This is a genomic window from Arcobacter sp. F2176 (assembly GCF_004116465.1).
Taxonomy (GTDB): domain Bacteria; phylum Campylobacterota; class Campylobacteria; order Campylobacterales; family Arcobacteraceae; genus Arcobacter; species Arcobacter siniprincipis.
In genome coordinates this window covers 33,891-50,142 of record NZ_PDJV01000017.1, presented here as the reverse complement: position 1 = coordinate 50,142, position 16,252 = coordinate 33,891, and the positions used below count along the sequence as shown (strand labels likewise).

The 16,252-nt window shown below is 27.4% G+C and carries 16 protein-coding genes; 13 read left to right on the top strand and 3 right to left on the bottom strand.

What is annotated here, in order from left to right; all coding sequences use genetic code 11:
* From CRU95_RS13270 to CRU95_RS13255, 4 genes are all read left to right on the top strand, one after another.
* On the top strand, positions 1–1,557 hold a 1,557-nt coding region (locus CRU95_RS13270; protein WP_129101596.1), incomplete at its 5' end, for a PAS domain-containing sensor histidine kinase.
* Between the two features lie 14 nt (positions 1,558–1,571).
* On the top strand, positions 1,572–3,008 hold the full coding sequence (locus CRU95_RS13265) for a sensor domain-containing diguanylate cyclase (RefSeq protein ID WP_129101595.1): 1,437 nt from the start codon (positions 1,572–1,574) through the stop codon (positions 3,006–3,008).
* Between the two features lie 8 nt (positions 3,009–3,016).
* Positions 3,017–3,331, top strand: a complete 315-nt coding sequence (locus CRU95_RS13260) for a thiamine-binding protein (RefSeq protein WP_129101594.1) — start codon at positions 3,017–3,019, stop codon at positions 3,329–3,331.
* On the top strand, positions 3,328–3,573 hold the full coding sequence (locus tag CRU95_RS13255) for a hypothetical protein (RefSeq protein ID WP_129101593.1): 246 nt from the start codon (positions 3,328–3,330) through the stop codon (positions 3,571–3,573). The genes CRU95_RS13260 and CRU95_RS13255 overlap by 4 nt, the downstream gene beginning before the upstream one ends.
* Here the strand turns inward: CRU95_RS13255 and CRU95_RS13250 are convergent.
* Together CRU95_RS13250 and CRU95_RS13245 are read right to left on the bottom strand one after the other, a co-directional pair.
* Positions 3,570–4,322, bottom strand: a complete 753-nt coding sequence (locus CRU95_RS13250; protein WP_129101592.1) for a 2OG-Fe(II) oxygenase — start codon at positions 4,320–4,322, stop codon at positions 3,570–3,572. The genes CRU95_RS13255 and CRU95_RS13250 overlap by 4 nt on opposite strands.
* A 39-nt stretch (positions 4,323–4,361) precedes the next feature.
* A complete protein-coding gene (locus CRU95_RS13245; RefSeq protein WP_129101591.1) occupies positions 4,362–4,898 on the bottom strand; it encodes a ribonuclease HII in 537 nt (178 codons plus the stop codon).
* A 125-nt stretch (positions 4,899–5,023) separates the two neighbouring features.
* Here CRU95_RS13245 and CRU95_RS13240 point away from each other — a divergent pair, with 125 nt between their 5' ends.
* From CRU95_RS13240 to CRU95_RS13200, 9 genes are all read left to right on the top strand, one after another.
* Positions 5,024–7,597 (top strand): ATP-dependent Clp protease ATP-binding subunit, encoded by a 2,574-nt coding sequence (locus CRU95_RS13240; protein ID WP_129101590.1) that lies wholly within the window; start codon positions 5,024–5,026, stop codon positions 7,595–7,597.
* Positions 7,598–7,691: 94 nt separating this feature from the next.
* Positions 7,692–7,826 (top strand): 50S ribosomal protein L34, encoded by a 135-nt coding sequence (gene rpmH, locus CRU95_RS13235; protein ID WP_013136169.1) that lies wholly within the window; start codon positions 7,692–7,694, stop codon positions 7,824–7,826.
* Positions 7,814–8,149, top strand: a complete 336-nt coding sequence (gene rnpA / locus CRU95_RS16990) for a ribonuclease P protein component (protein WP_129101598.1) — start codon at positions 7,814–7,816, stop codon at positions 8,147–8,149. Before rpmH ends, rnpA begins: the two co-directional genes overlap by 13 nt.
* Positions 8,146–8,478: a membrane protein insertion efficiency factor YidD gene (gene yidD, locus CRU95_RS13225; RefSeq protein WP_129101589.1), complete on the top strand. Its 333-nt coding sequence runs from the start codon at positions 8,146–8,148 to the stop codon at positions 8,476–8,478. The genes rnpA and yidD overlap by 4 nt, the downstream gene beginning before the upstream one ends.
* Positions 8,471–10,117: a membrane protein insertase YidC gene (gene yidC / locus CRU95_RS13220; RefSeq protein ID WP_129101588.1), complete on the top strand. Its 1,647-nt coding sequence runs from the start codon at positions 8,471–8,473 to the stop codon at positions 10,115–10,117. Before yidD ends, yidC begins: the two co-directional genes overlap by 8 nt.
* Before the next feature lie 9 nt (positions 10,118–10,126).
* On the top strand, positions 10,127–10,987 hold the full coding sequence (locus tag CRU95_RS13215; protein WP_129101587.1) for a Jag N-terminal domain-containing protein: 861 nt from the start codon (positions 10,127–10,129) through the stop codon (positions 10,985–10,987).
* 3 nt (positions 10,988–10,990) lie between these two features.
* A complete protein-coding gene (gene mnmE, locus CRU95_RS13210; RefSeq protein WP_129101586.1) occupies positions 10,991–12,334 on the top strand; it encodes a tRNA uridine-5-carboxymethylaminomethyl(34) synthesis GTPase MnmE in 1,344 nt (447 codons plus the stop codon).
* 193 nt (positions 12,335–12,527) lie between these two features.
* Positions 12,528–14,360: an AIPR family protein gene (locus tag CRU95_RS13205; RefSeq protein ID WP_129101585.1), complete on the top strand. Its 1,833-nt coding sequence runs from the start codon at positions 12,528–12,530 to the stop codon at positions 14,358–14,360.
* A gap of 98 nt (positions 14,361–14,458) precedes the next feature.
* Positions 14,459–15,697 carry an NAD(P)/FAD-dependent oxidoreductase gene (locus tag CRU95_RS13200; RefSeq protein ID WP_129101584.1) on the top strand — a complete coding sequence of 413 codons (1,239 nt, stop codon included), beginning with the start codon at positions 14,459–14,461 and terminating at the stop codon, positions 15,695–15,697.
* Positions 15,698–15,701: 4 nt separating this feature from the next.
* On the opposite strand, the gene CRU95_RS13195 is transcribed toward CRU95_RS13200, so the two are convergent.
* Positions 15,702–16,178 carry a histidine phosphatase family protein gene (locus tag CRU95_RS13195; protein WP_129101583.1) on the bottom strand — a complete coding sequence of 159 codons (477 nt, stop codon included), beginning with the start codon at positions 16,176–16,178 and terminating at the stop codon, positions 15,702–15,704.
* Positions 16,179–16,252 lie beyond the last annotated feature (74 nt).

Below are 16,252 nucleotides of genomic sequence, written 5' to 3'. Positions count from 1 at the left end.
TCTGATATAAATGGTGGTAAAGATTTTGCTCAATTAATTGTAAGCAATAATAAAGAAGAAGTTTTAAAAAGAAAAATTGATGATAATGTTAAAGATAAAACAGGAAATTTTTATAGAAAAGAAGTATTGAAACTTTTAAAGGAAAAAGGGGAAGGTTATCATAAATATTGGTTTAAAAAACCAGGCTTTGATATTGAAAAAGAAAGATATGCATACTTTTATTGGAATAAACAGTGGAATTGGATTATAACATCTGGATTTTATTTTGAAGATTTAAATGAACAAATTGATAAACTAAAAAATGAGACAGATGTTTATTTAAAAGAATTAATAAAAAATTCGTTAATTTGGGGAATAATTTTTTCTTTAGTAATGATTTCTATATCAATTACTATTTTTTATAAAATTCGAAAAAGAATAAAGAATAATCAAGTAAGTCTTTTGAAAAGTCAAGAAAACTTGAAAAAAGCACAAAAAATATCAAAAATAGGATCATGGAGTTATTCATATGAAACAGAAGATTTAGTCCTTTCCGATGAGACATATGAGCTTTTTGGAATAGAAAAAGGTAAAAGAAGAATTTCTTCAAAATATCTTTTGTCTTTTGTACATAGTGATGATAAAAGAAGGGTAAATGTACTTCTTGATAGACTTGTTAAAGAAAAAAAACCTTATGAGATCATTCATAGACTTGTAATAAATAAAAAAATTAAATGGGTCAATAATCAATGTGAAGTTTTTATTGAAAATAATGCTGTGATAATAGTAGGAACACTTCAAGATATTACAGAAAAATATGAGAAAGATAAAAAAATCGAAGAACAATCTCAACTGTTGTTTAATCAGTCCAAAATGGCAGCAATGGGAGAAATGATTGAAAATATTGCTCATCAATGGAGACAACCACTCTCAGCTATTTCAATAAGTGCAAGTGGTCTTAAACTTGAAAGTGAATATAAGATTTTAAATAAAGAAAAAATTGAAGAGGGTTTGAGTAATATCATTGATAATACTAAATACTTATCAAATACAATTGAAGATTTTAGAAAATATTTTGCAAAAGATAAAAATATAGTAAGATGCAATATAAAAGAAGTTTATAAAAATACAATAAAACTTTTAAAACCAAAATTTGATACATTAAATATTGAAATAAAAGATGAATGCGAAGATTTATTTACTTATACATTAGAAAATGAACTAGTTCAATGTTTAATGAATATTTTTAATAATGCACATGATGCACTTATGAAAAATAAATCAGAAAAAAAATTTATAATTATAAAAATCTCTAAAAAATATGACAATATAATTATTGACATTAGAGATAATGCAGGTGGAATAGATGATAATATTATTCAAAAAATATTTGAACCTTATTTTACCACTAAACATAAAAGTCAAGGCACTGGAATAGGACTTTATATGACACAAGAAATAATTACTAAACATTTAAAGGGTTTTATAAAAGTTGAAAATGTAAAATATGAAATTGATAAAAAAATGTACAAAGGTGCTAGTTTTAAGATTTCGTTACCTCAAGAGTTGAAAAAATAAAATTAGGAAAAGAAATGAATATTAAAAATTATGTAGTAATTACAGTGACATTTCTGTTGCTTACTTTTACTATTGGTTCTTCTGTAATGAACTATGAAAAAGCATTAAAAGAAATGGAAATAAATCTTAAAGAAAGATCACTTCCTTTGTCTATTGATAATATTTACTCAGAAGTGCAAAAAAATATTATAGAGCCTACCTTAGTATCTTCAATGATGGCAAATGATACTTTTTTAAAAGATTGGATTCTTCATGAAGAAAATCAAACTGAAAAAATAAGTAGATATTTGGAGAGTATAAAAAATAGATACAATATGTTTAGTACTTTTTTGGTTTCTAATCAAACGGGTAATTATTATACTTCTAAAGGCCTAATAGATAAAGTTAAAAAATCCAATCCTGAAAATGCTTGGTATTTTAAATTTAAAGAAACCCCAGAAAATCATGAGATAAATTTAGACTTTAATAAAAAACTAGCTGATTCTTTAATCATGTTTATAAATTATAAAATTTTTGATGATAAGTTCCATTATTTAGGGGCTACAGGAATAGGAATAAAGATTTCATATATAAATGAAATGTTAAAACACTTTAGGCTCAAATATAATTTTAATGTATTCTTTACAGATAAAAATGGTGAAGTTGTTTTAAGTGAAAATGAATTTAATAATCCTGATAAACTAATAACAATAAAAGAATTAGATTTGGCAAATAAAGATTTAGAATTTGAAAGCCCACAGCTTTTTGAATATAAAAAAAATGACAAAACATATATCTTAAATGGTAAATTTGTAAAAGAGTTAAATCTATATTTATTTGTTGAAGCCAAGCTTGATACCTTTACGGGAGAAGTTAGGAAGACTTTTATTTTAAATCTTATTATTTCTTTATTTGTAACTATTCTTATCATAATTATAATTTTGTATACAATAAAGATATATAATAAAAAATTGGAAAGTTTAGCTGCTTATGATAGCTTAACAAACTTACATAATAGAAGAACCTTCAATGATTATTTTGAGAAGTCTTTAAAACAATTTAAAAGGGATAAAATACCTAAATCAATCATATTCTTAGACTTAGATGATTTTAAACTTGTAAATGATAACTATGGGCATTTAGTTGGAGATGATGTTTTAAAAAGAATTGCTGCTATTTTAAAATTACAAATTAGAGATAGTGATAGCATATCAAGGTGGGGTGGAGAAGAGTTCTTGATTCTTTTAAATAATTCAAATTTGGAACAAACTTTTGACATAGCCCAAAAGTTAAAGAATTGTTTTGAGAATGATATAGAATTAAATAATCTAGTAAAAGAGGGGATTACAGCAAGTTTTGGTGTAAGTACTTTTAAAGAGGATGATACAATAGAAAAAATCATCTCAAGGGCAGATGAAACCTTATATAAAGTAAAGAATAGTGGTAAAAATAGAGTAGAAAAAGAAGTTTAGGAGTTTAGATGAGTGTATTATTAGAAATGGCGATGTTTACAACTGATTATGGTGAAAGCAAGAGTGCACATGTGGCTAAGGTGATTGATACTATTAGAAAAAGTGGTTATTCTTATCAACTAACATCTATGTGTACTATTATTGAAACAGAAGAGATAGGGCAAGCTTTGAAGCTTATAGAGGATTGTTATAAAGTTTTAGAATCACTTGATTGTAATAGAGTTTATGCTACATTAACCTTTGACATTAGAAAAGGTCATAGCAATAGATTAAAAACGAAAGTTGAATCTATAGAAAAACAAATAGGAGAAGTATCAAAATGAAATATTTAATTGTATTAGCGCTATTAGTAAGTTCACTATTTGCTGAACAAAATTTGCAAGAGTGTGTTCAATCACCAGTTTCAAAAACATCAGTTATATTTACTTGTATACATGGGGAATATTATATTGAATATGAATCAACTTCAAAGAGAGATGTAAAAGGACTAAGAGTCCTTTACACAGAATCTGATAAATATAAGTTTTTGAAAAATCTAAAAAAACTTCCTAAAGATCTTAATTAGTGCACAATGGCGTTATGCCATTGTACAACAGAGACTCTCATTCCATCTTTTATTTTTTTCACGCTATGAGAAAAGTATGGATTACTTAAAAAGGCAACAAAATCTCCCTCTTTAGGTTTGATTGATATTTTTCTAAATTTATCATCATATAAAAAATCAAAAACCAATTCACCTCCACTAAACTCAAACTCATCTTTTGGATCTTTTACTTGTGTTGTGATAAATAAAACAGTTGTAATAATTCTAGCAGGAGCTACTGGCTTATATTCAATAATATTTTTATTTAAATCAACTATTTCACTACAGTTATCAGAGTGTCTTTTATAAAAACAGCCATTTTTATAAATAAGTATTTGAGGATCAATTGATTGCATAAGTGAAACATTAAAAAATTCTTCTATTTTACTTTTTTGTGATTCAAAAAATATATTGTACTCTTTTAGAAAAGTATCATTTGGAATGATATTGTAAGTATTTCGTATATCTATATTTTTTTTAGGAAGTACAACTCCATCATCAGTACTGATGATTCCTATTTTTTTAGATTCATCTTCATGATTTTTAATAAAGCTCTTCATATCTGAAAAATCAAAGTTGATATTCTCATATATAAAAGGGGCTTCATGATAAGGATTTGGAAGTATTTTCATACTCTCTGGAACTATAGTATCAAGCCATTGTTTTGGTGAGAAAATATTATTACCAAATTGTGTTAGTTCAAGTTGTTTTATATCAAAAGGTGCAGTCATATAACCTACTAAATTTTTTATGGAATTATAGCACTTTTTTTAATAATCAATACCTTTAGTTTTAAAACTATATCTGTGCTCTTCACTTCTTCCAAACTCTTTTATCATATCTATATGAACTTTTGTTCCATAACCTTTATGTTTTTCAAACATATAGTTTGGGTATTTATTTGAAATTTTTACCATATATCTATCTCGGCTAACTTTTGCTAGTATTGATGCCGCACTTACTTGCTCATAATTGGCATCTGCTTTTATTTCATGTTTTAGACCTTCTATTCCAAAAGAAGTATTTCCATCCATTAAATATTCATTTGCTTTAACATTTTGCATAATCTCTTCTATAGAGTTTTTTAAACACAAAGATAATCCAAGGCTATCTAAAGTCTTTGCATCAGTGAATACTATATGATAAAAAGAGTTAGCTATTATTTCATCAAAAAGTTTTTCTCTTTTTTTTTCACTTAGTTTTTTAGAATCATTTAATCCTTCTATTGAATTTTTTAAAACAACTCCAGCTACAACCATTGGCCCAGCTAATGGTCCTCTTCCAGCTTCATCTATACCACATAACATCTATTTCCTTTTTGTTTTGCTAATTATATTGTAAAAATTATGAAAGAAAACAAAATTATAACTTGACAAAAGTCCACTCAAGGTGCTATAATTTTTTTAGCAGTTAAATTAAAGGAGTGCTAATTATGAATAAAATTTTTGAAAAACTAACAAACCAAATGAATGAAAGCATAGATTCGTCTGTTGCTTTAGCATTACATAATAAAAACCAAGAAGTAGAAGTTATACATATGCTTTGGGCATTATTAACAAATACCAACTCAGTACTAAACCAATTATTAAATAAAATGAATATAGACAAAACAGCCTTAGTACTAGAAGCAAAATCTCATACATCATCTTTGCCAACTGTATCAACAGTTACAAAAGAGAATATAAAACTAAGTAGGGGCTTTATAGATTCTTTGCAAAAAGCAGAAGGTCAGATGGCAACACTTGGCGATAAATTTATAGCTATTGACTCATGGTTAATAGCAAACTTTGATAATAAAGTATTTAAAGATGTATTAGGCAAATATATAGATTTACGAGAAGCAAAAAAAGAGCTAGAAGCCATAAGAGGTGGAAGTGTTATTGACTCAGCTTCAGGAGATGAGAACTTAGAAGCTTTAGGAAAATATGGAATTGACCTAAACCAACAAGCAATTGAGGGAAAACTAGACCCAGTAATTGGAAGAGATGAACAAATTCAAAGAATGATGCAAATTCTTATAAGAAAAACAAAAAACAACCCTATACTTTTAGGAGAACCAGGAACTGGTAAAACAGCTATTGCAGAAGGACTAGCCCAAAGAATAGTGGCAAAGGATGTTCCACTATCTTTACAAAATAAAAGAGTGGTAACACTTGATATGAGTGCTTTAATTGCAGGTGCAAAATATAGAGGTGAATTTGAAGATAGATTAAAATCTGTAATTGATGAAGTTAAAAAAGCTGGAAATGTAATTTTATTTATTGATGAAATTCATACAATAATTGGAGCAGGGGCAAGTGAAGGAAGTATGGATGCTGCAAATATCTTAAAACCAGCTCTTGCAAGGGGTGAATTACATACAATAGGAGCAACAACACTTAAAGAGTATAGAAAGTATTTTGAAAAAGATACAGCTATGCAAAGAAGATTTCAACCAATTACGGTAGATGAGCCAAGTGTAAATGAAGCCTTGCAAATACTAAGAGGTATAAAAGAGAAACTAGAAACTTTCCATAGTGTAACTATCAATGATAGTGCCTTAGTAGCAGCTGCCAAATTAAGTGATAGATATATCTCTGATAGATTTTTACCAGATAAAGCTATTGACCTAATAGATGAAGCAGCAGCAGAGCTTAAAATGCAAATAGAGAGTGAACCAATTGTTTTATCAACTGTAAAAAGAGCAATTCAAACTTTGATGGTGGAAAAAGAAGCTTTAAAGATGGAAAAATCTAAAAAAAATAGTGAAAGAATTGAAGCTATAGAAAAAGAATTAGCCGATTTAAATGAAGAACAAAGAGCTTTGGAAACTAGATTTTTAAATGAAAAAGAGACATTTAATAAAGCATCTACTTTAAAAGTAAAAATTGATGAATTAAAAACAAAAGCACTAGCTGCTAAAAGAGAATCAAGATTTGAAGAAGCCGCATCTATAGAATATGGGGAAATACCAGAATTAGAAAAACAAGTAAAAGAAAATGAAGAAAAATGGGACAAAATGCAAGAAGCAGGAACATTATTAAGAAATAGTGTTGATGAAGATGCAATTGCAAGTATTGTTTCAAGATGGACTGGAATTCCTGTAAATAAGATGTTAAGTAGTGATAAACAAAAAATCTTAGAAATAGAAAGTGTTTTAAAAAATGATGTAAAAGGGCAAGATGAAGCACTAAAAGCAATAAGTCGTGCAATTAAAAGAAATAAAGCAGGGCTAAGTGATGATAGTAAACCAATAGGCTCTTTTATGTTCTTAGGACCAACAGGTGTTGGTAAAACAGAGAGTGCAAAAAGTTTAGCGAAGTTTTTATTTGATGATGAAAAATCACTTATAAGATTTGATATGAGTGAATATATGGAAAAACATGCAGTATCAAGATTAATTGGTGCTGCTCCTGGATATGTGGGTTATGAAGAAGGAGGGCAGTTAACTGAAGCTGTTAGAAGAAAACCTTATAGTGTGATTTTATTTGATGAAATTGAAAAAGCACATCCTGATGTATTTAATATCTTACTTCAAGTTCTTGATGATGGAAGATTGACAGATAATAAAGGTGTTACTATTGATTTTAAAAATACAATTATCATATTAACTTCAAATATTGGAAGTAGCAAGATTATAGAAATAGCTGATAAAGATAAAAGAAGAGAAGAAGTATTTTTAGAAATTAAAAACTATTTTAGACCAGAATTTTTAAATAGATTAGATGATATAATTATTTTTGAACAATTAGGATTAGACTCAATTACAAATATTGTTTCAATATTGTTTGAAGATATTAAGAAAAAAGTTGAAGATAAAGATATCCAAATTGAGTTGACTCAAAGTGCAAAAGAGTTTATTGCAAAAGTTGGATTTGACCCAGTATATGGTGCTAGACCACTAAAAAGAGCAATCTATGAAATAGTAGAAGATAAGCTTGCTGATTTGATTTTAGAAGACAAAATTGGTGCAGGAAGTAAGGTTGTTTTTGATGTGCAAAATGATGAGGTAATCGCAAAAATATAGTTTTTAGAAAGTTTTAACTTAGCTTAATATAAAGAAATTTTAAGTTAACTTTAACTATAATCCGCAACTTGAATTTTAAAAAGGGAATGACACTATGAAAAGAACATACCAACCGCATAACACGCCAAAAAAGAGAACTCACGGTTTTAGAGTAAGAATGTCTACAAAAAATGGTAGAAAAGTTATTGCAAGAAGAAGAGCAAAAGGTAGAAAAAGATTAGCTGTTTAAGCAAAGAATACAGACTAAATAGCTCAAGAGATTTTAGACAAATCTATCAAAGCGGCAAAAAATGGCACACGCCATCTTTTGTCGCTTTTTTTAGGTCTAGTGAAAAGTTAGAAATAGGTTTTGTTACTTCTAAAAAAGTAGGAAATGCTGTTTTTAGAAATAAAGCAAGAAGAAGATTACGAGCTATAGTTTTAGAAAATGAAAATAAAATTATTACTGGTAAATATGTTTTTGTAGCAAAAGATGAATTATTTAATAAATCACATACTGAGTTACAAAAAGATTTTAATTTTGCATTTAAACGACTAAATTTATACAAATGAACTTTGTATTTAAATATCTAATTAAGTTTTATCAAAAATTTATTTCTCGTTATACCTCTCCAAGTTGTAGATTTTATCCAACTTGTTCCGAATATGGAGTATGGCAAATGGAAAATAACTCTTTTTTTAAGGCTATTTATTTTACAATAACACGGATATTAAAATGTAACCAACTTTTTAGAGGTGGAATTGATTATCCAATAGTCAATAAAATCCCGAATAAAAGTATCATACATAAAAAAATCAAAGTAATATATTGGTTTGTACCAACTGAAGATAATAAATACTTTGTAGTAAAGAATTGGGAGAGAAATAAGAATAATGAATAATTTAAATAATAATCAGGGTATGCAAAAGCGAATGTTAATCATGACATTAATTGTTTTTGTATTTTTTGTTGCTTATGAGTTTTTGGTTTTAAAGCCTCAAAAAGAGGCACAAGCTGCTAAAATAGCACAAGAGAAAGTAGTAAACGCAAATAATGCTCCACAAGTGGCACAAGACAGCACAAATCCTGCATCTGCTCCAGTTTCCAACATGTCAACACCTTCAAATGTTGCTGATGCTATATCATCAAAAACAATTGCAACAAATGATATAGTTTCAACTATTACTACTGATAAAAATATCATTCAAATTGATAAATTAGGTAGAATCGCTCAAGTTACTCTTTTAGAGAGACAATATATAAATGAAGATAATTCTCATATAAAACTTTTTGAACCAAATCAATTAAGACCTTTAGAAGTAAGATTTGCAGATAAAAATATTAATAATGAAGCTTTTAATGTAGAAGTTACTGTTAACTCACCAGTTATTGATGCTACAAAACAAACACAAAAACTTATTATTACTCAAACATTAAAAGAGACAGTTTTAACTAAAATATTAACTATTTACACTGATGGTCATTATGATTTAGATGTAAAAGCTACTAATAACAAACAATTTTTTATTACTCCAGGTTATAGACCAAATGTATTAGCTGATATGTATGCTGATCATGGTGCAATTGTAAAGTTAGCTGACAATACTTTAGATGTAACAGTTGATGGTAAAAATGATAAAACTAAAACTTATCAAGCAGTTAAATTTCTAAGCTTCTTTGATAGATATTATACTACTGTTGTATATAATTTCAAAAAAACAATGCAAGTTTCTCTTATGCCAGACAAAGATTCAAATCCACAAGGTTTTGTTCACTCTGAAAATGCTTCTGTTGATTTTAGTGGATATATCGGGCCAAAAGAGCATAAAGCACTTAAAGCTTTAAATCCTCAATTAACAGGTGTTATTGAATATGGTTGGTTTACATTTATCGCAAACCCTATGTTTTTATTTTTACAATTTCTTCAAAGTTATGTGGGTAACTGGGGTTGGACAATTGTATTTGCAACAATTATAATTAAACTTATTCTTTTTCCTTTATCATACAAAGGTATGATGTCAATGCAGAAGCTAAAAGATTTAGCTCCAAAGATTAAAGAACTTCAAGAGAAATATAAGGGTGATAAGCAAAAACAATCAGCTCATATGATGGAATTATATAAAAAACATGGTGCAAATCCAATGGGTGGATGTTTACCTTTGATTTTACAAATTCCAGTGTTTTTTGCTCTTTATAGAGTTATTTTAAATGCAATTGAGTTAAAAGGTTCTCCATGGATTCTTTGGATTCACGATTTAGCTTTAATGGATCCATATTATGTGTTACCAATTTTAATGGGTATTTCAATGTTTATACAACAAAAACTTACTCCAAATACAATGCAAGATGAGACACAAAAGAAAATTTTCCAATTTTTACCAGTAGTATTTACATTCTTCTTCTTGTGGTTCCCAGCAGGGTTAACACTTTATTGGTTTATAAATAACTTATTTACAATTTGTCAACAATTCTTTATTAATAAAATGTTTGAAAAAAAGAAGTTAGTTGAAATAGAAGAGAAAAAAGCATCTAAAAAATAGGAAATAAATATGAAAAAATTTGAAGCAAAAACATTAGAAGAAGTATATGAAGTAGCATCAAATGAATTTAATTGTTCCATAATAGATTTAGAAATAGTAATAACCCAACAGCCAAGTAAAGGTTTTCTTGGCATTGGGAAAAAAACTGCAATTATAACAGCTCAGTTAAAAAGAAAACAAAAAAAAGACAATAGAAAATATAAAGAAACAAAATATAGAAAAAATAATATAAATATTGAAGATTTATCAGAAAAAATTGCTAATAGCAATACAAATGAAATAAAAACAGAAAGAATCCCAACTTCTAAAGTTCCTAATGTAGAAGGTAAAGAACAGATATTTAATAACTTTTATACAGAAGTTAATCAAAAAGATGAGATATCTAAAATAGTTATAAAAAAAGATAAAGAAGAAATTATCTTAGAAGTTAAAAAAGATGTGAATACTTTATTTCAAAATACTTGTTATGAAATAGATGAAATTGAAGTTGATTTTTATGATGAAGAAACATTATACATCGAATTTAATGGAAAAGATTCAGCTTTATTAATAGGTAAAGAAGGTTATAGATATAAAGCCTTGTCTTATATTTTATTTAATTGGATAAATGAAAAATATGGTTTAATGTTAAGACTTGAAGTTGCAGAATTTTTGAAGAATCAAGAAGAAGCAATTTATAATTATCTATCTCCCGTTATTGAAACTATAAAAGAAACTGGTACATATAAAACTAAACCATTAGATGGTATTTTAGTACATATTGCGCTTAAAAGATTAAGAGAAGAGTTCCCTAATAAATATGTTGCTGTTAAAACAAATGTAAGAGGCGACAAATATGTATTAGTAAATGAGTATAGAAGTAATCAATAAATAATGGACTCATTTGATACAATTGCAGCAATTGCAACAGCCAATGGAATTGGCTCAATCTCAATTATAAGATTAAGTGGTAAAGATTCGTTGCCACTTGCCTTAACTCTTTCAAAAAGAACTAATTTAAATCCAAGATTAGCAACCCTATCTAGTATATACAATAGTGAAGATGAAATTATAGATGAAGCACTTTTAATTTATTTTAAAAATCCAAACTCTTTTACAGGCGAAGATATTGTTGAGTTTCAATGTCATGGTGGAATCGCTATTTCAAACATAATTTTAAATGAACTTATAAAATTAGGTGCAAGATTAGCAAATCCAGGTGAATTTTCAAAAAGAGCTTTTTTAAATAATAAAATTGACCTTTCAAAAGCAGAAGCAATAGCAAAACTTATAGAAGCTAGAAGTGAAGATGCTGTTAAATTATTAGCACGACAACTAAAAGGTGAACTAACTAATTTCGTAAATGATATTAGAGAAGATCTACTTTTTATGTTAGCTTACACTGAAGTTAGTATTGATTATGCTGAAGATGATTTGCCAGCTGATATTTTTGAGCAAATAGAAAAGAAAATAGAAAAAATAGTAGTTAAATTATCAAATACATTAGAATCAAGTAAAAGAAGAGAAGGTCTAATCGAAGGTTTCAAAGTAGCAATTATAGGAAAACCAAATGTTGGAAAATCTTCGCTTTTAAATAAACTTTTAAATTTTGATAGAGCAATCATAAGTGACATAGCAGGAACAACCAGAGATACAATAGAAGAGTCTGTTAAGATTGGTACGCATATTATCAAGATAGTTGATACAGCAGGTATTAGAGAAGCTAGTGATACTATTGAGCGAATTGGAATTGAGAAGTCTTTAAGTGCTGTAAATGAAGCAGATATCATTATTTCATTATTTGATAATTCAAAAGTTTGTGATGATGAAGATAAAAAGATTTTAAATATTTTAGATGAGATAGAAAATAAAGAAAAAATAGTAGTATTAAATAAAATTGATTTAGAATCAAAATTTGATAAAACACAATTAAAAAATGAATACATAGAATTAAGTACAAAAAACAGTATTAGTACATTAATAAAAAAAATAGAAACAATTTTAGATAACAATTCCCATGATGATAATATGACTTTGATCTCAAAAAGACAAGTAGATGCAGTAGAGCAAACTTTATACCATGTACAAGAAGCAAAAACTCCCTTGATGACTGGTGAGTTAGAATTTTTTGCTCACAATATACATGAAGCTATTGAGAATATTTCATTGATAACAAGACCATATGAAAATGACCAGATGTTGGATGTGATGTTCGGAGCTTTCTGCTTAGGTAAGTGAGGTATAGCTTTTTGCACACTTCTGCGTTAGAGTAATTTTTTTACTCAATCACGTACTAGTTGTACGCTCAATCGTAAAAAAATTACTCTGCCTTGAATTGCACTAAAAATCTATACCTCTAGAGTTTTTAAATATGAGACTATATTAAATTTAAGATTTTTATATGTATAATTGATACTTATAAGGATATTTAATGAATAATCCAATTATTAGTTCATTTTTAAATAAGTTTAGTATTCAAAATAATTTAGACACATATGATATTACAGCAAAATTTGAACATCTTTGTAATTTTCTTGTAGTATATAATGAATATAATTCTATGTCGTTTGATTTTTCTGATGTACATACTGGAAAAGCCACACAAGGTATTGATGGAATTGGTATAATTGTTAATGGAAAGTTCTGCACATCGGTTCAAGAAATTAAAGATTTAATTGATACTACAGGTTACTTAGATGTTAAATTTATATTAATACAAACAAAAACTTCGGATAAGTTTAGTGGTGAAGAATTAGGTGCTTTTTTTACATGGAGCAAAAAATTCTTTATGGAAAAAGGTAATTTATTTTCAACTGATAGTATGAAAAATTTTGTTGAAATGAAAGAATTTATATATGCTAATGTAGATTCTATGAAAAGGCATACTCCTTATTGTAAGTTGTATTTCTTAAATACTGGAATTTGGAATGATGATGCAAATTTAACTAGTATTATTGAAGATGGTAAATCAGAATTACAAAACTTATCGATGTTTTGTGAGGATATTGTAGATTTTTATCCATGTGGTTCAAAAGAAGTTCAGCATTTATATAGAAAATCTAAAGAAATTGTAAAAACAAATATAATATTTGAAAAGAAAGTTTCATTACCTAAAATAGATAATGTTGAATCTGCATATTCAGGAGTATTACCATTTTCAGAATTTAGAAAAATTATTCTTGATGAAAATGGTAATATAAAGTCTGTTTTTGATGATAATATTCGTGATTATCTTGAAACTTCTAATAATATTGTAAATAAAGATATTGATGATACAATAAAAGAAAATAGGTTTGAATACTTTAGTATTCTAAATAATGGAATTACAATTGTTGCTGAAAAAGTAATCAGTGCTGGCGATTCTTTTACTCTAGAAAACTATCAAATAGTAAATGGTTGTCAGACAAGTCATGTTTTGTATGAAAATAAAGATGTAAAAGGTATAAATTCCTTACAAATACCAGTAAAGATAATTGAAACTAAAGATATTAATATAAAAAGTGATATTACTAGAGCTACAAATAATCAAACAGCAGTAACTAAGCAAGAATTAGAGGCATTAACTAATTTTCAAAGAACATTAGAAGAATTTTATATTGCATGTTATGATACTAATGGAATAGAATTATATTATGAGAGAAGAACAAATCAATATAAGCAAAATGATTATAGTTTGCATAAGATAATAAATATTGAGCACCAAGTAAAAGCATATTCTTCAATGTTTCTTAATTTACCTCATAATGCATCTGGACATCATGGGAAATTGTTACAAAACTTAGGAGACTCTATTTTTAACTTAAATCATGAATCATTCCCTTATTATTTAAGTGGTTTGGCATATTCAATTTTAGAAAGTTTATTTCTTACTCACAAAATTAATAGTAAATATAAAAAATATAGGTTTCATATTCTTATGATATCTAGGTATATAATAACAACATCAAAATTACCAGATTTTACAATTAAAAAGCAAACTGATAAATATTGTAAAAAAATATTAGATGTTTTATTGAATGAAAAAAAAGTGCTACAATTGTTTATTCAATCAATATCAATTTTAGAAAGTGATGAACTCAGTTTAGATTTAAAAAATAGAAAAACATCAGAATTAGCAAGGAATACTAATTTAATAATTGATTTCTTAAAACAAAAATTGTTTATAGATAAAATAGAAATAAATTTGGATATAGAAAAAGAGTTAGTTGTTGATAATGAAATTAAAGAAAGAAACAAACAAAGTACTTTACTTGATTTTATGTAAAATTATTGATAACGAAAGCTTTAAAATAATAACTTATAATACAAAAATAGATCTTGACCACTACAACTATTTTGGATAGTTAAGATAATAGGAAATTAATGAAAACTTATGATTTGATAGTAATAGGTTCTGGTGCCGCGGGAATGATTGCTGGTATAAAAGCTGCTAGAAATGGCAAGAGCGTATTATTACTTGAACAACAAGAAAAACTAGGTCCTAAACTAAAAGCTACAGGTGGTGGACGGTGTAACCTTACAAATACACTTGATAATTCTGATTTTATGAACTCTTTTGGTCGCAATGGTCGTTTTATGATGGAAGCTATTACTGCTTTTGATTATAAAGACTTGATGGGCTTTTTTAAAGAGATTGGTGTTGAGACTCATATTCCTGATGGGTTTAGGGTTTTTCCTATTACTCATAGTTCTTCTACTATTATAAAAGCTTTGGAAGATGAACTTATTCGGGTAGGAGTAGAAGTTAGATGTAATACAAAGGCTGAGACTTTATTATTCGAAGATGAAGCTATTGTTGGTGTTCAAACTTTAGATGAAAAATTCTTAAGTCCTAATGTTGTTGTAGCAACTGGAGGATTAGGTTATCCAATGCTAGGAGCAAATGGTGATGGCTTTATTTTTGCAAAAGAGTTAGGTCATAAGGTTACTGATTTGTATCCAGCTATGTTGCCACTTATTTCAAAAGAAAAATGGGTTGCTTCTTGTAAGGCTGATACTATTGCAAAAGCAGAACTTCGAATAGATTTGCCAAAGGCAAAAAAACTAAAAGCTGTGGGTGATTTAATTTTTACTTCAAAAGGTGTTCGAGGTCCTGTTGTTTTAGATTTTTCTCGGGAGATTACTCCTTATTTAGAAAAGTATGGAGAAGTTCCTATTTTAATAAATATGATTAGAGGGAAAAATGAAGAAGAGGTTAGGGCACATATAAATAGCGAGATTAAAGCTAATGATGATTCAACTATTTTAGAAAATATTTCTTCATTAGTTCCCGAGTCTGTTGCAAATGAACTTTGTATTTTATGTGATGTGGATACTAGTAAAAAATTTAAAGATATAAATGGACAAAACAGAGATAAACTTATCAAATATCTTGTCTCAACTCCTTTAACCATAACAGATCATGTGGGATTTAAACAAGCCATGATTACAAGAGGTGGAGTAAGTTTAAAAGAGATAAATCCAAAAACTATGCAAAGCAAGATTATAAAAGGTTTATATTTTTGTGGGGAAGTTGTAGATTTAGATGGACCTTGTGGAGGGTATAACCTCCAGTGGTCTTTTTCAAGTGGAAACTTAGCTGGTCAGCTTTTAGAGTTTTGATTTATTAAGGTTTTTCTATCCAGATAAACCTTGCATTTTCTTTAGAAATATCTAACCAAGAATTTGTATCAAATTCTACTTTTAAAACTTCTGCTGGTTTGAGTTTCTCCCTATAAACGCCTAAGGTTATCCCAAGTGCAGTAAGGGCTGGGTTATGACCTACTAATAGTAAATTATCAGCTGTATCATAAGTATATGATAACATCTCTACTAATTCATTTACAAAGGCATTGTAAATATTACCATTGTACATTATTGTTTTATCATATTCTAAAATTTCAGAAATTATTTCTGCTGTTTGTTTTGTACGCTCAGATGGGCTAGCTGTTATTAAATCTAGCTTTACACCCAATTGTTTTAGTTTTTCGCCAATTATTTGTGCTTCTTTTTCTCCATCTTTAGATAATTTAATATCATAATCATCTTCATTTTCTAAAGGCAAATCTTTATGTGCATGTCTCATTATATATAGTGTTTTCATTTCTTTTTCCAATTTTAATAAATAGATTATTTTAAGTAAATTTACCTAGAAAGAAAATAAAATGAATAATTTAT